The 24,883-nt window shown below is 64.1% G+C and carries 15 protein-coding genes; 8 read left to right on the top strand and 7 right to left on the bottom strand.

Features of this window, described 5'->3' with window-relative positions:
* Positions 1-12: 12 nt before the first annotated feature.
* The 5 genes from AC07X6_RS17145 to AC07X6_RS17125 are packed head-to-tail and all read right to left on the bottom strand — an operon-like array spanning position 13 to position 13,203.
* Positions 13-1,707 (bottom strand): ShlB/FhaC/HecB family hemolysin secretion/activation protein, encoded by a 1,695-nt coding sequence (locus tag AC07X6_RS17145; protein ID WP_494791746.1) that lies wholly within the window; start codon positions 1,705-1,707, stop codon positions 13-15.
* A gap of 7 nt (positions 1,708-1,714) precedes the next feature.
* Positions 1,715-10,015 (bottom strand): YDG domain-containing protein, encoded by an 8,301-nt coding sequence (locus AC07X6_RS17140; protein WP_494791745.1) that lies wholly within the window; start codon positions 10,013-10,015, stop codon positions 1,715-1,717.
* A 60-nt stretch (positions 10,016-10,075) separates the two neighbouring features.
* Complete coding sequence (locus AC07X6_RS17135; protein ID WP_494791744.1) at positions 10,076-11,014, bottom strand: tetratricopeptide repeat protein; 939 nt, start codon at positions 11,012-11,014, stop codon at positions 10,076-10,078.
* A gap of 28 nt (positions 11,015-11,042) precedes the next feature.
* Positions 11,043-11,888 carry a phage tail protein gene (locus tag AC07X6_RS17130; protein ID WP_494791743.1) on the bottom strand — a complete coding sequence of 282 codons (846 nt, stop codon included), beginning with the start codon at positions 11,886-11,888 and terminating at the stop codon, positions 11,043-11,045.
* A gap of 49 nt (positions 11,889-11,937) precedes the next feature.
* Complete coding sequence (locus tag AC07X6_RS17125) at positions 11,938-13,203, bottom strand: lipase family protein (protein WP_494791742.1); 1,266 nt, start codon at positions 13,201-13,203, stop codon at positions 11,938-11,940.
* Positions 13,204-13,738: 535 nt separating this feature from the next.
* On the opposite strand from AC07X6_RS17125, the gene AC07X6_RS17120 reads away from it, so the two are divergent.
* The 3 genes from AC07X6_RS17120 (at position 13,739) to AC07X6_RS17110 (ending at position 17,719) form a co-directional block, all read left to right on the top strand.
* Positions 13,739-14,776, top strand: a complete 1,038-nt coding sequence (locus AC07X6_RS17120) for a zinc-dependent alcohol dehydrogenase (protein WP_494791741.1) — start codon at positions 13,739-13,741, stop codon at positions 14,774-14,776.
* An 83-nt stretch (positions 14,777-14,859) separates the two neighbouring features.
* Complete coding sequence (locus AC07X6_RS17115) at positions 14,860-15,552, top strand: hypothetical protein (protein ID WP_494791740.1); 693 nt, start codon at positions 14,860-14,862, stop codon at positions 15,550-15,552.
* Between the two features lie 223 nt (positions 15,553-15,775).
* Entirely contained in the window at positions 15,776-17,719 is a 1,944-nt protein-coding gene (locus AC07X6_RS17110) for an FTR1 family protein (protein WP_494791739.1), read from the top strand.
* A 96-nt stretch (positions 17,720-17,815) separates the two neighbouring features.
* Here the strand turns inward: AC07X6_RS17110 and AC07X6_RS17105 are convergent, their stop codons facing one another.
* On the bottom strand, positions 17,816-19,678 hold the full coding sequence (locus AC07X6_RS17105) for an amidohydrolase (RefSeq protein ID WP_494791738.1): 1,863 nt from the start codon (positions 19,676-19,678) through the stop codon (positions 17,816-17,818).
* A gap of 395 nt (positions 19,679-20,073) precedes the next feature.
* Here AC07X6_RS17105 and AC07X6_RS17100 point away from each other — a divergent pair, with 395 nt between their 5' ends.
* Positions 20,074-20,478: a ribonuclease domain-containing protein gene (locus AC07X6_RS17100; RefSeq protein ID WP_230537683.1), complete on the top strand. Its 405-nt coding sequence runs from the start codon at positions 20,074-20,076 to the stop codon at positions 20,476-20,478.
* A gap of 113 nt (positions 20,479-20,591) precedes the next feature.
* Here the strand turns inward: AC07X6_RS17100 and AC07X6_RS17095 are convergent, their stop codons facing one another.
* Positions 20,592-20,963 (bottom strand): gamma-glutamylcyclotransferase family protein, encoded by a 372-nt coding sequence (locus AC07X6_RS17095; RefSeq protein WP_494791737.1) that lies wholly within the window; start codon positions 20,961-20,963, stop codon positions 20,592-20,594.
* A gap of 84 nt (positions 20,964-21,047) precedes the next feature.
* Here AC07X6_RS17095 and AC07X6_RS17090 point away from each other — a divergent pair, with 84 nt between their 5' ends.
* The 4 genes from AC07X6_RS17090 (at position 21,048) to AC07X6_RS17075 (ending at position 24,857) form a co-directional block, all read left to right on the top strand.
* Entirely contained in the window at positions 21,048-21,632 is a 585-nt protein-coding gene (locus tag AC07X6_RS17090; RefSeq protein ID WP_494791736.1) for a TetR/AcrR family transcriptional regulator, read from the top strand.
* 92 nt (positions 21,633-21,724) lie between these two features.
* A complete protein-coding gene (locus AC07X6_RS17085) occupies positions 21,725-22,534 on the top strand; it encodes an oxidoreductase (protein WP_494791735.1) in 810 nt (269 codons plus the stop codon).
* Between the two features lie 33 nt (positions 22,535-22,567).
* Positions 22,568-23,575 carry an NADP-dependent oxidoreductase gene (locus AC07X6_RS17080; RefSeq protein ID WP_494791734.1) on the top strand — a complete coding sequence of 336 codons (1,008 nt, stop codon included), beginning with the start codon at positions 22,568-22,570 and terminating at the stop codon, positions 23,573-23,575.
* A gap of 124 nt (positions 23,576-23,699) precedes the next feature.
* On the top strand, positions 23,700-24,857 hold the full coding sequence (locus AC07X6_RS17075) for an ABC transporter substrate-binding protein (RefSeq protein ID WP_230537678.1): 1,158 nt from the start codon (positions 23,700-23,702) through the stop codon (positions 24,855-24,857).
* Positions 24,858-24,883: the final 26 nt, after the last annotated feature.

Below are 24,883 nucleotides of genomic sequence, written 5' to 3'. Positions count from 1 at the left end.
AAGGGCCAAAAATCAGAAACCCTTGCCCGCGACCAGCCACGCGCGCACCGACGACGGCCTGGCCAGCATGGACGGCGCCGCCCCCAGGCGCGTTGCCACGGAAACGCTGGCGCGCCACTGGCCGGGGCCGGCCCAGTTCAGGCCGACACCGGCGCCGGACAGGGTCGCGCTATTCTCCGCCCGGGTCCAGGGATGGCGGTTGACCTTGACATGGGCGCTGTCAATAAACGCCAGCACTTGCCATTTCCCGAACGCCGGCGCCCCCAGGTCATGGCGCATTTCCACCGTAGCCACATAGCCGGCGTCGCCGGACAGCGCGCCGCTGTCATAGGCGCGGACGGTATACGGGCCGCCGGCAGTCATTTTTTCGGCAGAATCAAGATTGCCGTCAGCCCATTGCCCGCTGAAGTTGAGGTACAGCGAGTCGCGCGGCGTCAGCCCCTGCAAACGGGCGATATTCGCATTCCACTTGGAAAAGCCGCCGCCGGTGCGGGCGGTAGCGGCATCGGCTGCCGCTGCCGATCCATTGTCGAAGCCGCCACGTCCGCTGGTCCAGCCCAGACTGGCAATGCTCATGCCGCCGCCCAGCAGGCCGTCGCGCAGGTCGCCGTTCACGCTCGCGATCCAGTTATGCAAATGCCGGTCGGTACGCAGGCCGCTGACATCGATATGATCGCGCAGATTTTTGGCATCGTATTGCAATTGCGCATAAACGTTGAATTGCTTGCTGCGTATCAATGGCTGTTTCGCCCACAGGCTGGCCACCCTGGCAGTACCATTCGCATCGAGCGCCCTGGCGGTGCTGCCCAGCTTGTAATGCAATGCCGAATACGCGCCACCGATCCGGGTTCCCTGGCCGTTGAGCAAGGTGTCGTATCCCAGCCGGCCATAAGTCATGCCCTCGCCCGTGCTGATGAGGTTAGCGCTCAGGATATCGCCATGATGAAACGGGTTGACGATATTAAAGTTGCCGCTCAGGCGGGTGCGCCCGATGTAGCGGCTGCCGTAGTTGTCCAGCGAAATGTTCGCCAGGGGAACCCTGACGTAGCGCGCCTCGACATCCATATCGGCCGTACCGACCGCCGAGCCCGGTTTGAGAACCGCATTCACGCCCACGCCCGGCACATCGGACAGCAGCAGCAAGGCGCGATCGAGGTCGGCATCGGCGATCAATTGTCCGCCACTGAGCGGCGCCAGGCTGGCCTGGAGCAAGGCGTCGCCGACTTCGCTGCGGTTGTTGAGCCGGACTTTGCCGTAGTGCGCCTCGACGACTTGAATCAGGATGACGCCGCCGGTAATCGACTGGACCGGAATGATGGCCCGTGTCATTGGAAATCCACGGTCCTGGTAATAGGCCGTGATGCGCCCGGCCAGCTCGTCGAGTTGTGGCAAGGTCAGGCTTTTACCTTCCTGCTCGGCAACCAGCGCATGCAGCGTCTCGGTGGAAAACGCGGTATGGCCGGTGATGCGCAGCGCCGTCACTGGAATCGGCTGCGACGGCGGCAAGCCGGCATCGCTCTTCGGTTTTACCTCGAGCGTCGGCGCATTCGGCTTCGCGGGAGCAGGAACCGCCGGTTGCAATTGTTGCAAGATCGATCCGGCATTCGGCGTCGTTTGCGGGTCGGCGGCATAGGCATCGAGTGGCACCAGCAACAAGGCGGCGTACAGGGGTTTCATCAACATGGGTTGCTTGAATAGGGTGGTCATGTGGTTCTTATTCTGCGATGCTGGTGGCGACGAGCGGCAACTGTATGCCGCCATTTTGAATGTGCAGCATCGGCGCAGGCGTGCCGAATCCTGTCGTGGTGTTGAGCAGCGGCGCGCCGGCCGCTTCTTGCGCACGCCCGGCTTCGCCGCTGCCAGCGCCGCTCCGCTGCACCACGAGCGTCGAGGACAGGTTCAATGCCTGCGGCTGCGCCAGGGCCTGCGGCGGCAAGACGGACGACTGCACTTGCGTTACCGCGCTCTGGATCTGCTGCAGTTGCGTGGCGTTGACCTTCACGTCCGGCGTGACGGGCGTGACGACAGGCGCGGCCTTGATGCTGGCAAAGGCGCGCGCTTGTCCGGTAATGATGTAATTGCCGGCATCGGCCCCGCCATAAACAGTGTGCAGATCAACGGCCTTGCCGTCGCCAGCGGCCGCGTCAGCGAACTGGCCGGTCGCGGCCAGCGTGATCACATCCGAAGCGAACTTGCCCGCCAGCATGGCATTGCCCGTATAGACCGTGGCCCCCGTGGTGGCGTCATACACCTTGTCGGCCGCCGTGATGCCGCTGACCGTCATCGATGCGGGCGTAATGCTGGCGGTCAGCACCTTGCCATCGACGATATGGTAGTTGCCGGCGTCCGCGCCGCTCAGCGCGTAGCCGCTGATGGTCACGGATTTGTTGGCGCCGACATGTTTATCGGCGAATCTGGCAGTGCGCGTGCCGCTCAGCGAGACGCTGTCGCCCAGCATGACACCGGAAAGACTGGCGGTGCCGTTCATCGCCGCCGCAGTCGTGGCATCGTAGACCTTGTCTGCGATAGATAAACCCGCCAGCGACAGCCCGGCCTTGCTGATGGTGGCGCTCAAGCCTGTCGGCTGCGTGACGACGTAGTTGCCGGCGTCAGCCCCGCCCAAACTGAAACCGGATACGCTGACGGTCTTGTTGGCGCCCGCATCCTTGCTGGCAAAATGGCCGATACCCTGCCCTGCCAAAGCGAGCTGATCCCCTGCAACCATGCCGGAATACGCCACATTGGCCGTATTCAGGGCCGCCGCCGTCGTCGCGTCATAGGTCTTGTCCATGGCGCCGATGCCGGTCAAAGTGATGCCCTTGGCCGTCACCGTATAGCTGCTGCCGGCCGTGCCGAGCGCATTGTAGTTGCCGGACAAGCCGCCGTTGCCGCTGCTACCCAGGACGAGGCCCGTGGTGCTGCCCAGCGCCGCGCCGGCTTGCACGTTCTTACTGGCAAGATTGCTGGCGTCGCCGGCGCCGCCGACGCTGAAGGTCTGCCCCGCCACGCCCGTGGCCGTCAGCGTGCCGCCCGCCACCGCTGTGCTGCCGTCATAGGTCTTGCCGCCGGACAAGACCAGATCGGCCTTGTGGATGGTGGCCGTCACGCTGCCCGGCTGCACCACGTTGTAGTTGGCCGCATCCGTGCCCGTCAGCGTGTAGCCGTTGACGGCAACGCTCTTGCCGCTGCCGGCGTTGGCGTCGGCAAAGCTGCCTGTCCCCGTGCCGACGATGGAAACGTTGTCATTAAGAAAACCGCTGACCGTGGCCGTGCCGTTCAAGGTCGCACCGGTGCCCGCGTCATAGGTTTTATTCAAGGCGCTGATGCCCGACACCGCCAGGTCGGCCTTGCCGATCGATGCTGTCACGCCGGTCGGCTGCGTGACGACGTAGTTGCCAGCGTCCAGTCCGCCCAAGGTGAAACCGGAAACGCTGACCGTTTTATTCGCGCCCGCATCCTTGCTGGCAAAATGGCCGATACCGTGCCCTGCCAAAGCGAGCTGGTCCCCTGCCATCATGCCGGAATACGCCACGTTGGCCGTATTCAGGGCCGCCGTCGTTGTCGCATCGTAAGTCTTGTCCACGGCGCTGATGCCGGACAGCACCAATTCTGCCTTGTTGATCGTCGCCGTCACGTTTGTCGGCTGCGTGACGACGTAATTGCCGGCGTCCAGCCCGCTCAAGGTGAAACCGGAGACGCTGACCGTTTTATTCACGCCGGCATCCTTGCTGGCAAAATGCCCTCCCCCCTGGCCTGCCAGACTGAGGCTGTCGCCCGCCATCATGCCCGAATAGGTCACATTCGCCGTATTCAGGGCCGCCGCCGTCGTCGCATCGTAGGTTTTATCCATGGCACTGATGCCGGACAGCACCAACACAGCTTTGTGGATCGTCGCCGTCACGCCGCTCGGCTGTGTGACGACATAATTGCCGGCATCGATCCCGCTCAAGGTGAAGCCGGAAACGCTGACCGTTTTATTCGCGCCCGCATCCTTGCTGACGAAATGGCCGACACCCTGGCCGCCCAGGCTCAGGCTGTCCCCCGCGACCATGCCGGAATACGCCACGTTCGCCGTATTCAGGGTGGCCGTCGTCGTCGCGTCATAGGTTTTGTCCACGGCGCCGATGCCCGTCAAAGTGATGCCCTTGGCCGTCACCGTATAGCTGCTGCCGGCCGTGCCGAGCGCATTGTAGTTGCCGGACAAGCCGCCGTTGCCGCTGCTGCCCAGCACGAGGCCCGTGGTGCTGCCCAGCGCCGCGCCCGTTTGCACGTTCTTGCTGGCCAGATTCGACACATCGCCGGTGCCGCCGACGCTGAAAGTCTGTCCCGCGACGCCCGTGGCCGTCAGCGTGCCGCCCGCCAGCGCAGTGCTGCCGTCGTAGGTCTTGCCGCCGGACAAGACCAGATCGGCCTTGTGGATGGTGGCCGTCACGCTGCCCGGCTGCACCACGTTGTAGTTGGCCGCATCCGTGCCCGTCAGCGTGTAGCCGCTGACGGCGACGTTCTTGTTGCCGCCGGCGTTGGCGTCGGCAAAGCTGCCTGTCCCCGTGCCGACGACGGAAACGTTATCATTAAGGAAACCGCTGACCGTGGCCTTGCCGCTCAAGGTCGCGCCGGTGCCCGCGTCATAGGTTTTGTTCAAGGCGCTGACGCCCGATACCGCCAGGTCAGCCTTGTTGATCGTCGCGCTCAAGCCTGTCGGTTGCGTGACGACGTAGTTGCCGGCATCGATCCCGCTCAAGGTGAAACCGGAAACGCTGACCGTTTTATTCGCGCCGGCATCCTTGGTCGCAAAACTGCCGACACCCTGGCCGCCCAGGCTCAGGCTATCGCCCGCGACCATGCCGGAATACGCCACATTCGCCGTATTCAGGGCGGCCGTCGTCGTCGCGTCATAGGTTTTGTCCATGGCGCCGATGCCCGTCAAAGTGATGCCCTTGGCCGTCACCGTATAGCTGCTGCCGGCCGTACCGAGCACATTGTAGTTGCCGGACAAGCCGCCGTTGCCGCTGCTGCCCAGCACGAGGCCCGTGGTGCTTCCCAGCGCCGCGCCGGTTTGCACGTTCTTGCTGGCCAGATTCGACACATCGCCAGAGCCGCCGACGCTGAAGGTCTGCCCAGCCACACCGGTGGCCGTCAGCGTGCCGCCCGCCACCGCAGTGCTGCCGTCATAGGTCTTGCCGCCGGACAAGACCAGATCAGCCTTGTGGATGGTGGCCGTCACGCTGCCCGGCTGCACCACGTTGTAGTTGCTGGCATCCGCGCCCGTCAGCGTGTAACCGCTGACGGCGACGTTCTTGTTGCCGCCGGCGTTGGCATCGGCAAAGCTGCCGCTGCCCGTGCCGACGACGGAAACGTTATCATTAAGGAAACCGCTCACCATGGCCGTGCCGCTCAAGGTCGCGCTCGTGCCCGCGTCATAGGTCTTGTTCAAGGCGCTGATGCCCGACACCGCCAGGTCGGCCTTGCTGATTGTCGCGCTCAAGCCTGTCGGTTGCGTGACGACATAATTGCCGGCATCCAGCCCGCTCAAGGTGAAACCGGAGACGCTGACCGTTTTATTCGCGCCCGCATCCTTGGTCGCAAAGCTGCCGACACCCTGGCCGCCCAGGCTCAGGCTATCCCCCGCGATCATGCCGAAATACGCCACGTTCGCCGTATTCAGGGCGGCCGTCGTCGTCGCGTCATAGGTTTTGTCCATGGCGCCGATGCCGGTCAAAGTGATGCCCTTGGCCGTCACCGTATAGCTGCTGCCGGCCGTGCCCAGCACATTGTAGTTGCCGGACAAGCCGCCGTTGCCGCTGCTGCCCAGCACGAGGCCCGTGGTGCTGCCCAGCGCCGCGCCCGTTTGCACGTTCTTGCTGGCAAGATTGCTGGCATCGCCGGCGCCGCCGACGCTGAAAGTCTGTCCCGCGACGCCCGTGGCCGTCAGCGTGCCGCCCGCCACCGCAGTGCTGCCGTCGTAGGTCTTGCCGCCGGACAAGACCAGATCGGCCTTGTGGATGGTGGCCGTCACGCTGCCCGGCTGCACCACGTTGTAGTTGGCCGCATCCGTGCCCGTCAGCGTGTAGCCGCTGACGGCGACGTTCTTGTTGCCGCCGGCGTTGGCGTCGGCAAAGCTGCCTGTCCCCGTGCCGACGACGGAAACGTTATCATTAAGGAAACCGCTCACCGTGGCCGTGCCGCTCAAGGTCGCGCCGGTGCCCGCGTCATAGGTTTTGTTCAAGGCACTGACGCCCGATACCGCCAGGTCAGCCTTGTGGATCGTCGCGCTCAAGCCTGTCGGTTGCGTGACGACGTAGTTGCCGGCGTCAGCCCCGCCCAAACTGAAACCGGAAACGCTGACGGTCTTGTTCGCGCCCGCATCCTTGGTCGCAAAGCTGCCGACACCCTGGCCGGCCAGGCTCAGGCTATCGCCCGCGATCATGCCCGAATACGCCACATTGGCCGTATTCAGGGTGGCCGTCGTCGTCGCGTCATAGGTTTTGTCCACGGCGCCGATGCCGGTCAAAGTGATGCCCTTGGCCGTCACCGTATAGCTGCTGCCGGCCGTGCCGAGCGCGTTGTAGTTGCCGGACAAGCCGCCATTGCCGCTGCTGCCCAGAACCAGGCCCGTGGTGCTGCCCAGCGCCGCGCCCGTTTGGACGTTCTTGCTGGCAAGATTGCTGGCATCGCCGGCGCCGCCGACGCTGAAAGTCTGTCCCGCCACGCCCGTGGCCGTCAGCGTGCCGCCCGCCACCGCAGTGCTGCCGTCGTAAGTCTTGCCGCCGGACAGAATCAAATCGGCCTTGTGGATGGTGGCCGTCACGCTGCCCGGCTGCACCACGTTGTAGTTGCTGGCATCCGCGCCCGTCAGCGTGTAACCGCTGACGGCAACGCTCTTGTTGCCGCCGGCGTTGGCGTCGGCAAAGCTGCCTGTCCCCGTGCCGACGACGGAAATGTTGTCATTAAGGAAGCCACTGACCGTGGCCGTGCCGCTCAAGGTCGCGCCGGTGCCCGCGTCATAGGTCTTGTTCAAGGCGCTGACGCCCGATACCGCCAGGTCAGCCTTGTTGATCGTCGCGCTCAAGCCGGTCGGTTGTGTGACGACGTAATTGCCGGCATCCAGCCCGCTCAAGGTGAAACCGGAGACGCTGACCGTTTTATTCGCGCCCGCATCCTTGGTTGCAAAGCTGCCGACACCCTGGCCGCTCAGGCTCAGGCTATCCCCCGCGACCATGCCGGAATACGCCACATTCGCGGTATTCAGGGCCGCCGCCGTCGTCGCGTCATAGGTTTTATCCACGGCGCCGATGCCGCTCAAGGTGATGCCCTTGGCCGTCACCGTATAGCTGCTGCCGGCCGTGCCGAGCGCATTGTAGTTGCCGGACAAGCCGCCATTGCCGCTGCTGCCCAGCACGAGGCCGGTGGTGCTGCCCAGCGCCGCGCCCGTTTGCACGTTCTTGCTGGCAAGATTGCTGGCATCGCCGGCGCCGCCGACGCTGAAAGTCTGTCCCGCGACGCCCGTGGCCGTCAGCGTGCCGCCTGCCACCGCAGTGCTGCCGTCGTAGGTCTTGCCGCCGGACAAGACCAGATCAGCCTTGTGGATGGTGGCCGTCACGCTGCCCGGCTGGACCAGGTTGTAGTTGGACGCATCCGTGCCCGTCAGCGTGTAGCCGCTGACGGCGACGTTCTTGTTGCCGCCGGCGTTGGCGTCGGCAAACGTCCCCGTGGCGGAGCCGCCTGCCAGCGAAACGACATCGCCGCCGACCAGGTCCGACGACGAAATGCCTGCCCCCGTGAGCGTGGCGGTGGTCGTGCCATCGTAGGTCTTGTCGCCGGCGGAAACGCCGCTGACGTTGATGCTCTTGGGCGTGATCGTCCCCGTCTTGCTGTCGAGGCCATTCAGATAGTAGTGCTGGCCATTATAGGCAACCGTGGTGCCGCCGCCAGTGAACCTGACGCCGGTGATGGTCACGGCCTTGTCGGTGCCGGCATTCTTGTCGGCAAAGCTAGCCGCCTGGCTGGCAGTATCGAGCGTCAGGCCGGTCGGCATGGCCAGCAGGCTGCTGACCCCGGCCAATCCGGCGGTCGTCGTGCCGTCATAGACCTTGGGAGCAATCGAAGCGTTCAGATTGACGGCCATATAGGCGGTCAGCTGAGCTGGATTATTGATGTACGGGGTAAAGTCCGCCGGGGTGCTGTAGCTGCCGGGGTTGTAATAGATGCTGACAGTGCCGGCATTATTTGCAAGGAAAATATTGCTATCAATGGCGGAAAGGTCGTCAAAAAAGACTGTGCCCGTGCCCCTGGCGCCATTGTCGGCCTTCAGCACGATATTCACCGCCCCTTCAGCCACGATGCCTCCGCCAAGATTGCCGATTGCTCCCCCATAAGAAACATTATTCGTCAATTTGAACTGCACATTGCGATAGGCACTGAGCGTCAGCGTCGTGTTGCTGGTCCAGTTAGGGATGCTGGGATTTCCATTGACGGAGTAGTCATTGCCGTAACCGATACCGTCGAGGATGATGATATCGCCATTGCCGGGCTTGCCAGGGGTACACGTCGTGCCCGTGCAACTGGCGGAAGCGCCTGTGGTCTTGATGGTCACATTGCCGTTATTGAGCGCCGTCGACAGGACGCGCGTATCGACATTGATGCCGTAGTCATTTCCCCAGATGCTGGCATTGCCGATCAGGATATCATCGGGGTCCAGCAGCCATTCCCCCGCCGCGCCATGGGGCGCCGCCGTACTGACGGAGGCGCTGGCGTTGACCTTCAAGGCCTTGCCCGAAGTTTCCACCTTGCCGCCATTGCCCGACACCGCGCCGCCACGCGCCGTGATGCTGCCATTGAATTGCGTGCTGTTATCGGACCAGACGGCGACATTGCCGCCATTGCCGCGGCTGATGGCATCGGCCTTGATCGAGGCGCCGGCGTCGACGATGGCCGTGTGCGCGCGTTGCTCGCTGCCGCTGCCAAGAAAATTGCCGCCGATCAAAGCCGTGCCGCCGCCCTCGCCTGACACATCAATCGCGCTGCCCGCCGCCAGCTTGACCGTGCCGCCAAGCACCTTCACGCTGCCGCCGCCCGCGCCGCCGCTGCCGGAAGCATCGAGCGTGCCGCCATTGTTTGCGGTGCCGGCATTGCCAGCCGTCAGCACAATGGAACCGTTGACGTTCTGCACGCTGCGCGCCTGAACGATGCCGGTGTTATTGATCACGCTGGCCACCAGCGCATCCCTGGCGCCGGCCGAGAGCCAGACCGCGCCACCGTCGGCTTTGATGAGACCGCCGTTTTCGGCCAGGTTGTTCAGCGTGCTCTGCTTGACCTGCAGATTGACCAGGCTATCGCCGGAAAACGACAGCGTGACGTCGCTGCCCGCGCCCAGCGCCGCCGCACCCGCTGCGGCGTTGATGGTGCCCGTATTGCTGACCGTATTGCCGATGAAGGCAACATAGCCGCCCTTGGCGGCGTTGATCGTGCCCTGGTTGACGATGCTGCCCGTGCCGCTGCCGCTGAAATGGCGCGTCGCGCCGCCCAGGCCGGCATCGCTGATGTCGAGCGTCGAGGCCACCAGGCCGCCCACGTTGATTTGCGATCCGGCGCCGAACAGCACGCCATTCGGATTGATCAGGTAGACCTGTCCATTGGCGTTGAGCTGGCCAAAGAAGCGGGTGGCATTCGTGTCGGCGATGCGGTTGACGGCAATGGCGCTGGCCGACGGCTGGACGAAATTGACGGTTTCCTGGCTCGTGGTGTTGAAAGACTGCCAATTCAATGACAGGTTCTGGCTCGCTTGCGTCACCGTGGTGGTGGCGCCGCTCTGGCTGATGGTGCCGTTGCCGGCTGTCACCTGGCCGCCCGTCGGCCCCGCCATGGCAACAGGGGTGGCCGCCAGCAAGGCGCTGAACACGAGGCTGCGATTCGCCGCCTTGCCCCGGCCCTTCGTGCGTTCCGGGACGATTACCCATGCATGGTGCACATGGCTCCAGATGAGTCGATAGATTCTGTTCATAGAGGCATGACGCATGATGGTTTTCTCTGGTTGGCGGCGGCATGCGCGGATGGCATGCCGCTTGTTATATATGTATTAATTTGCGGAAAATCGGCCCAGGTGCTCGGCGACCCGGCGGTCCAGTGCAGGCTTCCACTCTGCCGGCATGACTTGATTGACCAGTTGCGCAATCCGTTCGATCTCGGCCAGTTCCGCGGTATTTTTCGTGGTGGCTTGGGCAGCGCTGTTCCACATGTAAATCTTTGCCAGACTGGCCGGCGTCAGCGCGCCAGTGGCCGGGTCGGGCGCGCTGTTGGCGTACAGGATGGCCACCGGCAAATAGGCCGGCGCATAGCCTTCGGAGGCCGCATGCTCCAGCCATGACAAGGCCAGCGCCAGGTTGACATCGCCGCCCTCGCCCTGCCCCAGCATCACGCCCAGGCGGTATTGCGCCGGATGGTTGCGGTGTTCCGCCGCCTGGCGATACCAATGACGCGCGGCCGCCAGGTCTTGCGGCACGTCCGTGCCATCCTTGTAATAGTCGGCGATGCGCAGCATGGCCGGCACCGACCCGACCTGCGCCGCTTGCGCGCACAGCCCCAGGCCGTGCCCGACATCCTTGCCGACGACCTGCCCGCCGATATACAGTTGACCGGCCGAACAGAGCGCATAGGCGATGCCCGCCTGCGCCGCCTTGCGGTACCACGCTTCGGCCGCCTTGCCGTCGGCCGCCTGTCCGATGCCTGCAGCCAGGCAATCGCCAAAAAACTGTTGCGCAGCGGGAATGTTGCCCTGCGCCGCCTTGCCGAACCAGCCGCAGGCGGCTGCCCCATTGCGCGCCCGCCCCCATCCTTCGCGTTCGATCAAGCCCAGATTGAATTGCGCCAGGGGATTGCGGGCGGCGACGCGCGCATATTCCTTGTAGGCGAGTCCGTAGTCCTGGGCGGCCAGCGCCTTGTCGGCGCGCTTCAGCTCAGTGCTGAGGTCGCGCGGCGCGGCGCCGGCCTGTGGCGCGGCAAGCAGCAGCGCGGCCATTGTTGTAACGGCAAGAATACGCAAAGTGCTAATCCCTGTTTGGATACAGGCCATTGGAGGCCGCGATGTAATACGTCAAGGCGATAAAAGATGGCCGGATATCGATTGCATCGCCACTTCCGACGGGAAGCGTCTGGCCGCTGGCCGTTGCGGTGCCGCCGATGACGCCGTCCAGCGCCTGACCAACCGTAGTCACGGTTCCCGCCATGCCAGGCACCGTGACCGAAACGGTGCCACCGGTGATGGCGCCGGCATTCAGTGTCGCATCCGGTGCCGCCGAGGAATAAATGTTGGAGGACGCAGAGATTGCCTTGCCCAGATAAGCGCCCGATGGCGAGGAGCCCCCATTGGCGCTACCGGACACATTCATTTTCAAGTCCGCGACCGTGCCTGTCGCAACGGTACTGGGAATGAGTGCCGTGCCCGTCAGCGCAGGCAAGGCCACGCCGACCTTCAGCTTGCTCAGGTCGACGGGAACCGCGGCCAGCGCGAACGTATGGGGCGGCAGTTGTGCAACCTTCAATTTGATCGCATTTGCACCGCCCTTGTCGCCAGCCATGTAGTCCTCGCCGTTGGCGCCGATGATGAACTTGCCGCGCAGGTCAGGCAACTTGAACGTCGTCTGGGTAACGACGCCATAAGCGTTACCAATCAGGGAATACAGTGCCACATTCGTATTGATATACATATCGCGTCCGTCAGCCAGCACATACTGCCGATTGAAACTGCCGAAATTGTATGGCACGGCCATGATGCAGATGCTCGCCAGGACGGGGCTGTCGGAACAGGCAAAACTGTTGGGCGCCCAGGCTGCCGAGACGATGCCGGCGATCAGTGCGGCGCGAGAAAAGTGTTTCTTGACTACCGATTTCATTTTTTATTTCCCCTTGATGTGAAGCAAACGTAGATGTGCAAGGCGGGCCTCAGGCTTCCTGCCCCGTAACCAATGGCGCCGCTGGCCGCAGCCCGCTGCCTGTATCCCGGTGAAGGATCTTTTCCAGTATTTCGACGATCTCCGCGATACGGCGCGTAGCATCCTTGAATTCGATAACGCCAGGAACAGTTGGCCCGTGCTCGATCGCCAGAAAATCCGGGCCGAGTATCTCTTCGATGTACGTCTTGACATGCTGCACCCCGGCCATGGTCAGGTACGCCGCGGCGGTGGCAGGGGCAGGCCCCGGGGCGGCGCCTGAAAATGCGGCGCCCGGCAGAGCGGCGTAGAGCGTCTTCGAGGCGGCGGAATCGGCCAGGGCAAGCAGCACCACGCCATAGATCTGTTCCGGCAGCTTTACCCCGCCTTCGGCATCGGAATTGCCGTAAAGGGTAGGCAATTGCAGCAGCGTGCCCAGGGCCCAGGCATGCGGCACGATATCGTATTGATTGTGGATCAGGACATTCCAGCTCTGCCAGGCTTTGCCGCCCGCGGCCTGGCGCGGAAAGGCATCGGCAAAGCGCCTGGAAAAACTGGTATTGCCGGGAGAGGCGCCCGCGGTCGGATAAACCCGTACCCGCTCGAATGCGGACAAGGCGCCGTGTTCCTTCAGGTACAGGGCAAAAGTCGGCGCCAGCGCGCCAGCAAGGCTATGCCCGGTGAAGATCATGCGCGTCCCGGCGCTTGCCGTGCCATTGAGCTGCCCGATAAAATCGGCAAGGCTGCTTGTTCCATGCGCAGGATCGGTCGGCGTCAATGCGGCAATGTGCCGCACGCCAGTCGCCGTGCCTTTGGAAATGAGCGGCATGGCGGAATTGGGCGCAGCGGCAACGGCAAACGGCATGGCCGGATCATATTGCGCCCAGTTGACGGTGGACGACACCGTAAAATCCTCCACGATCCAGTCATAGCCGGAGATGAAATTGGTGGCCGCAATGGCAACCACATAGCTTGCGGCTGTCGTTCCATCCTCGAACGCGACTTCCGGATTATAAAAAACAACGGCGGCATTCTCTGCCACCCGGGACTTCGCGCCGCGCCAGACCGCCGGCCCCCAGACGATTTCCCAGCCAGTCCCCAGGCCAGCCGAGACCGCCGGCTCAGGCAAGGCGGCCTGGATATTCGCCGCCAGCTGGGCTTCCAGCGGATCGCCGTGCGTGCCCGGAACATAGCGGTCCCTGGCGATATAGTTGGAAGCCAGATTCGATAATAAGGACAGGGCAAACGTCTGTTGAAAAACATCAAAATGTGCTGACATGGTCTCTTTCTATGCCAAGAACTTCGTGAATAAGACGGTATTCGCCGGGTAAAAAATCATGCTGTTTTTATATGCGGCTTTCATTGCGGTGCTCAGCGAGTTCTTTTTATTTATTTTTATCGCCAGCCAGGGATGAAAAATCGGCTTGAATAATGTACTTTTTATCTTTCCATTATCTTTCCATTATCTTTCCGTCCCTGATTTGCTTAGTATAGTGACTCCGTTACTTAAATAACAAACCACCAATACCCACCAGAAGTGACCAATTGTGACGGTGGCCGCCTCCTTCCCATTGGCAGCCGCGCGGTGCCGTCCCTTGGTCGGCGCCATCCGCTCGGCGGCATAGTGCGTACGCTGTTTTAAATAAGGGGGATTTATCCGAAACCGCATTCGGGGCATTGAATGTGGCGCGTTTTAATATATTGATGTAGATCAATCTATTTTCGAATTGCATGCAGCAGAATGTGACCATACGCAAATGTCTGTTGAACAGACTATGGCAGCACGACGCATGATCAACTTGATAAGGAATGATATGACACCCACAACCATGAAAGCCGCCGTTGTCGAGCAACTGGGCCAGCCGCTGGTGCTGCGCGAGGTTCCCGTGCCGGTGCCCGGTCCCGGCCAGATCCTGGTCAAGACGGAAGCGTGCGGCGTGTGCCACACGGACTTGCATGCGGCGCGCGGCGACTGGCCCGTCAAGCCGACGCCGCCGTTCATTCCCGGCCACGAAGGCATCGGCCTGGTGGTGGCCATGGGCACGGGCGTGACGGAAGTGCAGCTGGGCGACCGGGTCGGCGTGCCCTGGCTCTATTCGGCGTGCGGCCATTGCGAACATTGCCTGGCAGCCTGGGAAACCGTGTGCGCCGAGGCGCAGTTCGGCGGCTACACCAAGAACGGCGGCTTTGCCGAGTACATCCTGGCCGACCCGCGCTACGTCGCGCACATTCCGGCCGGTCTTTCCGCCGTGCAAGCCGCGCCCATCATCTGCGCCGGTGTGACCAGTTACAAGGGCATCAAGGAAACGGGCGCGCGGCCCGGCGAATGGCTGGCAGTGTCCGGCATCGGCGGCCTGGGCCACCTGGCCATCGAATATGCGGTGGCCATGGGCTTGCGCGTGGCGGCCGTCGACATCGATGAAGGCAAGCTGGAGCACGCGCGCGCCCTGGGCGCCGAAGTCACCATCAATGCGCGCCAGGGCGACCCCGTCGCGGCCCTGCGCGAAGCGACCGGGGGCGGCGCCCACGGCGTGCTGATCACGGCGCCGTCGATCGATGCCTTCCAGCAAGGCGTGGCGATGACGCGCAAGCGCGGCACCTGCGTATTGGTCGGCTTGCCGCCGGGCGACTTCCCGACGCCGCTGTTCGACGTCGTCGCCAATTGCGTGACGATACGCGGTTCTTTTGTGGGCACGCGCCAGGACATGGCCGAGGCGCTCGCCTTCGCCGCCAACGGCAAGGTCAAGGCCGGCGTGGAATTGCAGCCGCTGTCGGCCATCAACGAGATCTTCAGCCGGCTGGAACATGGCAAGGTTGCCTCGCGCGTGGTGCTCGATTTCAGCGGCAGCTGAGCGGCACGCCAACTGCGCCGGTGTGTCGTGCGACGGCAATTATATTTCCATTACTATAATTGCATATCATAAAGGACACACCGATGAAAATATCTCTTGCTGGCTTGCTGGCCTGCGCCGCCCTCGCCTTCTCCGCTCCCGCCAGCGCGGCCGAGCCGGCCGCGTCCTCCCTGCCCGGGCATTATTACCTGCAAGGCGTCATGGAAGTGGGTTCCGAACTGCTGCTGAAAAAGGACGGCAAGTTCGAATGGATGCTGAGCTACGGCAATACCGACGAGCAAGCCAGCGGCGAGTGGCGCGTTGCCGGCGACCTGGTGACCCTGGTGGCGGGCAACGGCGGCCAGGAGCCGCAGTTCCGCCTGTTCGAGGAAAACGAAATGCGCATCCAGAAACCCGCCGAAGCGGGCCTGTGGGTAGCCATCGTCGGCTTTCCCCAGCTGGGGCCGATGGCCGGCGTGGAAGTGAAGTTCGAGGCGCAAAGCGGCAAGACGGCCACGGCCGTCAGCGTGGCGAACGGCGACGCCATCGTGCGCATGCCGGCGTCGGAGCGCTGGGTGCGCGCCGGCTTGCGCCGCCAGGGTTCGAAGGCCGGCTATCAATGGCTGGCCGTGCCGCCCGAACGCGCCAAGGACCGCCTCGTCGCCTTCGCCGTCACCGACGCCAAGTGGCTCCAGGGCCAGGCCTTCCAGAAACTGGCCTTGCGCGTCGTCAAGGGCGGCCTGAAAGTCGACGATGCGGACAATGGCCTGGCCAGGGGCCTGTACACCAAGCAGTAGCCTGAAACGGCAATCCCGGCCAGACCGCCACGGCAACTGGCCGCGCACGTCCACCACGACCATCATCCTCTCCTCCCTGCCGGCCGGCGCCAGGCCGGCGCGCCGCACGGCCGGAATCGACCATTTCCACGCGCAATTCAGTCCGCGCGCACCCGCGCGCCGTTGACACTGCGCACCGTCTGTCCTATAGTCGCCGGGTTAACAAGAAATGAGAATGAGAATCATGTTCATTAAAATACGGAAATGGCTCGCCTGCTATCCCCTGCTGGCCGCTACCCTGCTGCTGGGCGCAAACGCGCAGGCGCAGGCGACGGATCCTGGCGCCGGCGCCAAGCAATTGTGGCAATTGATCGATTATGTTGCCGTCGATTACAGCGGTGCCGTCGAGCACGGCAAGGTGGTCAGCGAAGCGGAATACGCGGAAATGCTCGACTTTACCGATAACGCGGCAACGCAGATCGCCGCCCTGCCCGCTCACGCTTCACAGGCGGCCATCGCCGCCGCCATCGCGGACCTGCGCAAAGCCGTCGTGGCCAAGGCGGACGGCGTGGAAGTCAAGCGCCTGGCGCACCACGCGAACGGCTTGCTGATTGCCGCCTACCCGATCCCCGTGGCGCCGAAAGTGCTGCCGAACCTGATGCGCGGCGCGGCCCTGTATGCGGCCCAGTGCGCCTCCTGCCACGGCGTGGCCGGCGGCGGCGACGGTCCGCTGGCGGCCAGCCTGGAGCCGAAGCCGATCGCCTTCACGGATGCCGAGCGGGCCCAGTCGCGCAGCGTGATGGCGCTGTACCAGGTCATTTCGCAAGGCGTGGCGGGCACCTCGATGGCCAGTTTCGGCCAGCTGTCCGAAAACGAGCGCTGGGACCTGGCCTTCTTTGTGGGCGGCATGTCGCACGACGCGGCGGCGCGCAGCCACGGCGAAAAGCTGTGGCAAGACGATCCACGGGCCAAACAACTGTACGCGGACCTGGCCGCCGTGACGACCGTGACGCAGGAAGCGGCGGCCGCCAAGCTGGGCGCGGATGAGGCGCATGCGCTGACGGCGTACCTGCGCAGCCACCCGGACAAGGCCGAGGCGCACAAGCCCGCGGGCCTGGCCCTGTCGCGCCTGCGCCTGGCCGAAAGCCTGGCCGCCATGCGCGCGGGCGACCGCGCGGGCGCCACGCGCCTGGGCCTGTCGGCCTACCTGGACGGTTTCGAGCCGATCGAACCGATGGTGGGCGCGCGCAACAAATCCCTGCTGCTGGCCGTGGAAAACGCCATGCTGGCCTACCGTTCCGCCGTTGCCAAGGGCACGGTGGCCGACGCCGAGGCGGCCGGTGAAACGCTGCAGCAACTGTTTACCCACGTGGAAGCGGAACTGGGCGACGCCAAGGCCGACCCGATGACGACTTTTGTCGGCGCCCTGACGATCCTGCTGCGCGAAGGCGTGGAAGCGCTGCTGATCGTGATCGGCATCATCGCCTTCCTGCGCAAGGCCAAGCGCAGCGACGTCATGCCCTACGTGCATGGCGGCTGGATCAGCGCCCTGGTGGCGGGCGCCCTGACGTGGGTGGCGGCAACCTATCTGGTGACCATCAGCGGCGCCAGCCGCGAGGTGAGCGAAGGGCTCGGTTCCGTGTTTGCCGCCCTGGTCCTGCTCAGCGTGGGCCTGTGGATGCACCAGAAGAGCAGCGCCGGGCGCTGGCAGGAATATTTGCACGAGAAACTCACGGCGGCCATGACGCGGCGCTCCGCCTGGGGCCTGTTCGCCCTGGCCTTCATCGCCGTCTACCGCGAAGTGTTTGAAACCGTGCTGTTCTATTCCGCCCTGGCGGCGGACGGCAACGGCGGCGCCCTGCTGGGCGGTTTCCTGGCGGCCATCGTGCTGCTGGTGGTGATCGCCTGGGCCTTGCTGCGCACCAGCGCCCGCATGCCGATTGGCAAGTTCTTCTCGTGGACGTCCGCCTTCGTGGCCGTGCTGGCCGTGATCCTGATGGGCAAAGGCGTGGCCGCGCTGCAGGAAGCGGGCTGGGTCGGCGTCACCCCCGTCGATTTCATGCGCATCGACTTGCTGGGCATCCTGCCCACGGCGGAAACCCTGCTGGCGCAGGCGGCCATCCTGGCCATCATCGCCACCGGCTACGGCTGGAACCGCTACTCGGCAGGCAAGCACAAGCTGGCCTGAGCTTGAAGCTTCATCCCTGAAACGCGCCGGCACGGGCGTTTCCGCCAGCCCCTGATCGCTGCCTGCAGCCATCGGGGGCTGTTGCATTGCGGCCGCTTACTGCGCCATGGCGCCCGACGACTTGTTGTTGCCGTGTACTTTCACTCCCGCCAGCCAGGTCTCCTCCACCGCGATGTCGCGCAGCTTGCGCACGCTTTCGTCCAGCGGGTCTTGCGCCAGAATCACCAGGTCGGCCCGCTTGCCGGCTTCCAGCGAGCCGACCAGGTGGTCGAGGTGGCAATGCCAGGCGGCATCGAGCGTGACGGCGCGCAAGGCGGCCATGCGGCTCAGGCACTCGTCCTGGTTCAGCACCTCTTTCCCTGGCGCGGCTTCCATGGTGCGGAACACGGCCTGCTCCATCATGCGCAAGGGCCCCAGCGGCGAGACGAAATGGTCCGAATGCAGGCTGATGCGCATCCCGGCATTCAATGCCGACTGGCAGCGGTCCAGCATCTGGACCCGCTCCTGGCCAAAAATGGTGCGCTGGAAGGTGTGTCCCCAGTAGCCGACGTGACCGATGAGGAAACTGGGGTTCAGTTGCAGTTCCGCCATCTTGTCGATTGCCGCGTCATCCAGCAGCGATGCGTGTTCCACGCGCAGCCGCAGCTGGCGCCGCTTTTGCGCCTCCTCTTCGCTGAGGATGCCCGGCCGTGGCGTCAAGACCTGCCGGTAGCTGTCCAGCACATAGTCCACCGCCTTGTCGCCGTTGGCGTGCACCAGCACGGGCCAGCCGTGCCCCACCGCCTTGTCCAGCATGCTGGTGAACACGGACGTCTCGGGGTAGTTGCTCAGGCCGGTGTCCGGCACCCCGGGCACGGAGTGCTCATGCGCACAGGCATAGGGTTCGTTCTGGTAGCCCGTCAAGCCCTGGTTCGAGCCATCCGCGATCAGCTTGATCGCCTTGATGCTGAAACGCTGGTCGCCGTGGCTGTCCAGGTCCGGCGTGTAGTGCTGCAGCCACTCGTCCAGCGCCTGTTCTTCGGGCTTGGTAAACAGCGCGGCGCCGATGCGCACGGGCCCCAGGAGGGCCGCCAGTTTCAGCAGGCCGATTTCCAGCTGCGGGTGCTCGGTGGCACCCAGGCCGGCATCGAATACGGTGGTAAGGCCCATGGCGGAAGCGTTGTCCAGCACCTGCTTCAGGCTGGCCACGAATTCCAGCAGCCTCGGTTGCGGCGCGGCCTGCAGCGCCTTGGCGATGTTGATCTCGGTCAGCACCCCGGAAGGGGTGTCCGTGATGCCAGCCGCGTTCAGCGCAGCGGTATTCAGATAGGCAAGGTGGCCGGACGAGTTCATCAGCAGGATGGGCACCTTGCTGCTCAGCGGGTCCAGTTGCGTGACGGTGATGTCTTCCCAATCGAGCATCAGCGACGGATCGACGCCGAAACCGAGCACCCAGGGCTTGCCACCCTTGTCTTTCGGCAGCGTGTCCGGCTGGGCCAGCGCTTTACCGATCTGCAGGCTGATGCTGTGGAAACTGTACTCCGGATCCAGCTCCTGTTGCCGCGGGGGCTGCTGGAAGGGCGTGAGCGGCAGCCAGCTCCTGTACAGCGCGCTGGGCAGGACGTGCATGTGGGGTTCGACGAAGCCAGGCAGCAAGGTGCGGCCATCCAGATCCACCTCGCGCAACGCATGCGCCTGCATGGCCTGGCGCACGTCGTGCAGCGTGCCCGTGGCAATGATGGTGCCGCTGGCGATACCCAGGGCCGCCACCCGCTCGCTGCCGCCGCTGGCCAGGGTGTGAATGATACCGTTATGGAAGATGGTGGCGTGCGGCGCCAGTGTCAGGGCGTGCCGGGAATACGCTTGTTGAAACGCCGCATCCAGTTCGCTACCGGGTGCGGTGTCCGGCAACAGGCCGGCGGTCCATGCCGGCAGGTGAGGCAGGTTGCAGCAGGCGCAACCGAGGTGCTCATGGCTCATGCAGATTCCTATCAGAAGTAAATGATTAACGAGAAAAGAATGAATGCATTCTTGATTCAAAATCTCTATAACTTCCTCATAGAATAACGAATTGACAATCAAAAAAACTCAAACTTTGTCACGCCTATGGAAATAACCACCGCTGACTTCGTCAATCTCCCCGCACCTTATTTATTTTTCTCCGCATTTTCCATGCCACCTGTTTTACCATTCGCTCCGCTCCCGTCCAGTTTCTAGCAGGCGGAAATGAAAATATTTTTCAGCACGTGACAATTGGATAGTAATATTTTCAAAAATTTAACTATATTCGATATTGCGGCGATGCTGCCGTTCGCCGGACACTGGCTGTATCACAAACTATTTCCATTGCATGCACCACTAACGAAAGTTTATCGATGAACGCTCAACGCACAACAATCTGGTCGCTGGGTCTTATTGTGGCAGGCGCCCTGTTATCGTCCCATGCCTATGCGGCGAAAATCCCCGACTGCGGCAAACGGGAACCGAGCAAAACCCTGCCCACCCCGAAAAACAGCGAATATGACGCCTACCGCAATGCGAAGGCGAGCGCGGTGGCCGGTGGTGCGGGCAATACCGTCTTCAATAACAATGAAGGCCGCCTTCCCGCCGCCGGCAAGGACGAGGTTTATTATGAATACTATCTGGGTATCGGCGGCGATGGCGGGGCCGGATCGCATCGCGCCGTATTGCTCGTGCAAACACCGGCGGGCAAACGCAAACTGGTGGAACGCTATTACACGCAGGACCACTATGCTTCCTTCTGCAGCCTGAAAAGCTAATCTGTTGATTTAAAAATCAGGCGGCGCCGAGGAAATAGCTGATGCCGCTTGATTCCCCGGCGCATTAAAGTCGAGCCATTCGACTGCCTGCATGATCTCCCCACAGCACTGCCTCACCCCGGCGCATCGCGCGCATCCACATAGGCCCAGGCTTGCATGCCCGACGCCAGGGTGACGCGCTCGCGCCGGTAATCGGGCACCTCGTAGCCGTCCGCCTGCCGCAATTCCTCCAGCGAGACGGCCAGCACGGCGCCCGGCACGCCATCCGTCGGAATCTTGCTGCGCGAGGCGATCGGATGATGCGTCTTGCCGCTGGTCGCCACCACCTGCGCATCGTCGATGGCCAGCAATGCCAGACGGTAGCCGGGCAAGCGGTCGGGCCGGCTGTCGAGCAATCGGCCGAAGGTGGCCAGTTGCACCTCGGGCTGCTGCAAGGTGCCGTAGGAAAACAGGTGTTCCGTCGCTGCCGCTGGAATAGTTGCCATTTGCCGCTCCTCGTCGATTGTCGATAGCGTCTATCGTAGCGCCTTTTGCCGGCACAGGCCCTGCGCGGTTTTGAAAACTGCGATATGATGACCATCATGCAGAACTCATCCAACCAATCATCTGACAAGAAATCCCCGGCGCACAGCCGCAAGGAAGCCACCCACGAACGCATCGTCGAGGTGGCCACGCGCGCCATCCGCCGCAGCGGCTATGCGGGCACGGGCGTGGCCGACATCATGAAGGAAGCGGGCCTGACGCACGGCGGCTTCTATGCGCATTTCGCCTCGCGCGACGCGCTGCTGGCCGAAGCGGGCGACCGCGCTGGCGCCGAAGCGGTGGCGCTGCAAGCCATGCTGGCCGCCTACCTGTCGCCCGAACACATCGCCGCCATCGAGGTAGGCTGCCCCGTGTCGGCGCTGGGTTCGGAAATGCCGCGCCAGGCGCCCGAGGTGCGGCGCGCCGCCACCATCCACATCAAGGAAATGATCGACCTGTTCGCGCGCCAGTTGCCGAACTGGGGCCAGCCCGAGGCGCACGCGCAAGCGATGGCGACGGTGTGCGCCATGATCGGCACCACCATCCTGGCGCGCGCCGTCGACGAGCCGGCCCTGTCGGACGCCCTGTGCGCGGCCACCCTGGCGCAGTTTCAAGATGCAAATCAGCCGTAACGCCCATGGCCCGGGTCCGTCCCGGGCTTTTTTTTCAAACTACAATATGACGATCATCATATTTTGTACTCTCCACCAGTGAAGGAACTGCCATGAACAACAAGAAGATTGCCCTGGTCACCGGCGCCTCGTCCGGCATCGGCGCCGCCTCGGCCCAAGGCCTGGCGCAAGCGGGCTACACGGTGTACGGCACCAGCCGCCGCGGCGACCAGGCGGCCGCATCCGGCCATGCGATGCTGGCGCTCGACGTCACCAGCGATGCCTCGGTCGCTGCCGCCGTGGCCGAGGTAATGCGGCGCGAAGGCCGCATCGACCTGCTGGTGAACAATGCCGGCTTCGGCGTGGCCCCGGCGGGTGCCGAGGAAAGCAGCATGGCGCAGGCGCAAGCGATCTTCGACACGAATTTCCATGGCGTCGTGCGCATGACCCTGGCCGTGCTGCCGCACATGCGGGCCCAGGGCGGCGGGCGCATCCTCAATATCGGTTCCGTCGTGGGCTTCCTGCCCATGCCCTACGGCGCGCTGTATGCCGCCACCAAGCACGCCATCGAGGGCTACACGGAATCGCTCGATCACGAAATACGGGGCTGGGGCATCCGCGCCAGCGTCATCGAACCGGCCTACACGAAAACCACGTTCGAAGCCAATCTGCTGGCGCCCGATAGCCCGCTGTCCGCCTACCGGCAAGTGCGCGCGGACGTCACGCGCCGGCTGCAAACGCTGATGGCCGGCGCCGATGGCCCTGGCGTCGTGGCCGAGACCGTCCTGGCGGCGGCGCGGGCAAGCCGGCCGAAATTGCGCTACACGGCCGGGCCGCTGGCGGCACGCCTGCGCCTGATGCGCCGCTTCCTGCCCGCTGCGCTGATGGACGCGGGCTTGCGCAAGGACCTGCGCCTGGCCTGAGCGCCGCGCCTTTCACTATCCGAAGAGAACATCATGCGAGCATTGCAACTCAAACAATACGGCGGCCTCGATCACGTGGCGTTTGCCGACCTGCCCCGCCCCGCGCCCGGCCCCGGCGAACTGCTGGTGCGCGTGCACGCCGTGGGCCTCAATCCCATCGATTGCCTGATTCCCAGGGGCGACTTCAAGCCGATCTTGAAAATGCGCTTGCCGGCCACCCTGGGCAGCGACCTGGCCGGCGTGGTGATGGAAGTCGGCAGCGGCGTCACGTGTTTTAAAGCGGGCGACGCCGTGTATGCGAGTATTTTCGACACGCCGCACGGCAGCCTGGCCGAATTTGCCGTCGTGCCGGAACAGGCGGCCGCCCTGAAACCGGCCAGCCTCGATTTCGTGCAGGCGGCGTCGATACCGATGGTGGGCTTGACGGCGTGGCAAGCCATGCACGAGCGCATGCGGCTGCGGCCTGGCCAGAAAGTGTTCATCCCGGCCGGTTCCGGCGGCATCGGCACGTTTGCCATCCAGCTGGCCAGGCACCTGGGCGCCCGCGTGGGCACGACCACCAGCACGGCCAACGTGGAACTGGTGCGCGGCCTGGGCGCCGACGAGGTGGTCGATTACAAGAAACAACCGTTCGAGGAAGTGCTGCGCGATTACGACGCCGTGCTGGGCACGGTGCGCGGCGACGGCCTGGAAAAGGCCTTGCGCATCGTCAAGCCTGGCAGCCGCGTCGTCTCGCTGGTCGGCCCGCCGGACGCCGCCTTCGCCCGCGCGCGCGGCATGCACATGGTGCTGAAACTGGTGTTCGGTTTACTCAGCCGCAAGATCATCGGTCAGGCGCGGCGGCGCGGCGCCAGCTACGCCTTCCACTTCGTGCGTCCCGACGGCGGCCAGCTGGCGCAGATCGCCGCCCTGCTCGACGCGGGCACCATTCGCCCCGTCATCGACAAGGTGTTTCCTTTTATTGAGGCGAAACAGGCGCTGGCCTACCTGGCGCAGGGCCGCGCACGGGGCAAGGTGGTGGTGCGGCTGCCCGTGCCTTGACCGCGCTGCGCCGCAATGGCGTTGGGCGCCGTGATTATGTGTGAGTTTTGCGTTGGCAATTTCGGCCATACTCGTTGTCAACCCTTTACCTATTGATACCTGTCAACTTCAATAAAGGTAGCTCATGCGCTGTTTCCGGGAATGCTGCTGGTTCGCTATCGCCCTCGCCGCCGGCTCCGGCCATGCCGCCGAACCGGGCGTGACCGATACGCACATCCGGCTCGGCATGGTCAACGCACAGACGGGCGCCGCCTCGGGACTGGGGCGGGCCATGCTCGACGGCGCGACGGCCGTGTTCCAGGAAGCGAACCGGGGCGGCGGCATCCATGGCCGCAGCATCGAGCTGGTGGTGGCCGACGATGGCTACGATCCGGACCGGGCCATCAGCGAAACGCTCCGGCTGGTCGAGGAAAAACAGGTATTCGCCCTGTTCGGCAACGTGGGCACGCCCACCACCAACGCCGTCATCCCGATCATCGAGGAAATGAAGGTGCCGCTGGTGGGGGCATTTACGGGCGCGATGACCCTGCGCCGCCCCGTGGTGCATGAAATTATCAACTTCCGCGCCAGTTACGACGATGAGTCCGATGCCCTGGTGCAGTATTTCACCAGCCGGGGCATCCAGCGCTTCGGCGTGCTGTACCAGGACGACGGTTTCGGCAATGCCGTGCTCGACGGCACGGTGCGCGCCCTGCAGCGGCGCGGCATGGAACTCGTTGCCAAGGGCTCGTTCCAGCGCGGCACGACGGCCGTCAAGGCGGGCCTGGCGGCCCTGATCGGCCACGACCTGCAGGCGGTGGTCATGGCCGGCCCCTACACGCCGGTGGCCGCCTTCGTGCGCGAGGCAAGGCAGGCCGGGCTGAAGGCGGCGCTGGCCACCGTCTCCTTCGTCGGCACCGACAGCCTGCTGCAGCTGCTGGGCACGGAAGGCAACAACATTGTGATTTCGCAAGTGGTGCCCCTGCCGGAAGACCGCACGCTGCCGATTGCCGCCGACTGCGCCGCGCTGCTGGCCCGGCACGTGCCGGCGGCCAGGCTGTCTTTCGTCAGTTTCGAAGGCTGCATCTCGGCCACCCTGATGGTGGCGGCGCTGCGCCGCGCGGGCGCGGGCCTCACGCGCGAGCGCCTGATCCAGAGTTTCGAAACGTTCGACCGGCTCGATCTGGGCGGCTTGCAGGTGACGCTGCAACCCGGCGACCACCAGGCGTCGACGGCCGTTTTCCTGACCCGCATCGCCGACGGCAGGATCGTCCCGGCGGACCTGGCGCCTGCCGCGAAGTGATGCGCGCCCCCCTGCCCTGGAACCCG

Source organism: Janthinobacterium sp. GW460-12-1-14-LB5, from assembly GCF_059423585.1.
Note: the sequence above shows the minus strand (reverse complement) of the source record. Positions and strands in the feature narration are given on the sequence as shown.

What these genes read in the sequence shown, in the direction of transcription:
- AC07X6_RS17145 (WP_494791746.1), bottom strand. Translation starts at nt 1,707, where the DNA reads ATGACCACCCTATTCAAGCAACCCATGTTGATGAAACCCCTGTACGCC.
- AC07X6_RS17140 (WP_494791745.1), bottom strand. Translation starts at nt 10,015, where the DNA reads ATGCGTCATGCCTCTATGAACAGAATCTATCGACTCATCTGGAGCCAT.
- AC07X6_RS17135 (WP_494791744.1), bottom strand. Translation starts at nt 11,014, where the DNA reads ATGGCCGCGCTGCTGCTTGCCGCGCCACAGGCCGGCGCCGCGCCGCGC.
- AC07X6_RS17130 (WP_494791743.1), bottom strand. Translation starts at nt 11,888, where the DNA reads ATGAAATCGGTAGTCAAGAAACACTTTTCTCGCGCCGCACTGATCGCC.
- AC07X6_RS17125 (WP_494791742.1), bottom strand. Translation starts at nt 13,203, where the DNA reads ATGTCAGCACATTTTGATGTTTTTCAACAGACGTTTGCCCTGTCCTTA.
- AC07X6_RS17120 (WP_494791741.1), top strand. Translation starts at nt 13,739, where the DNA reads ATGACACCCACAACCATGAAAGCCGCCGTTGTCGAGCAACTGGGCCAG.
- AC07X6_RS17115 (WP_494791740.1), top strand. Translation starts at nt 14,860, where the DNA reads ATGAAAATATCTCTTGCTGGCTTGCTGGCCTGCGCCGCCCTCGCCTTC.
- AC07X6_RS17110 (WP_494791739.1), top strand. Translation starts at nt 15,776, where the DNA reads ATGTTCATTAAAATACGGAAATGGCTCGCCTGCTATCCCCTGCTGGCC.
- AC07X6_RS17105 (WP_494791738.1), bottom strand. Translation starts at nt 19,678, where the DNA reads ATGAGCCATGAGCACCTCGGTTGCGCCTGCTGCAACCTGCCTCACCTG.
- AC07X6_RS17100 (WP_230537683.1), top strand. Translation starts at nt 20,074, where the DNA reads ATGAACGCTCAACGCACAACAATCTGGTCGCTGGGTCTTATTGTGGCA.
- AC07X6_RS17095 (WP_494791737.1), bottom strand. Translation starts at nt 20,963, where the DNA reads ATGGCAACTATTCCAGCGGCAGCGACGGAACACCTGTTTTCCTACGGC.
- AC07X6_RS17090 (WP_494791736.1), top strand. Translation starts at nt 21,048, where the DNA reads ATGATGACCATCATGCAGAACTCATCCAACCAATCATCTGACAAGAAA.
- AC07X6_RS17085 (WP_494791735.1), top strand. Translation starts at nt 21,725, where the DNA reads ATGAACAACAAGAAGATTGCCCTGGTCACCGGCGCCTCGTCCGGCATC.
- AC07X6_RS17080 (WP_494791734.1), top strand. Translation starts at nt 22,568, where the DNA reads ATGCGAGCATTGCAACTCAAACAATACGGCGGCCTCGATCACGTGGCG.
- AC07X6_RS17075 (WP_230537678.1), top strand. Translation starts at nt 23,700, where the DNA reads ATGCGCTGTTTCCGGGAATGCTGCTGGTTCGCTATCGCCCTCGCCGCC.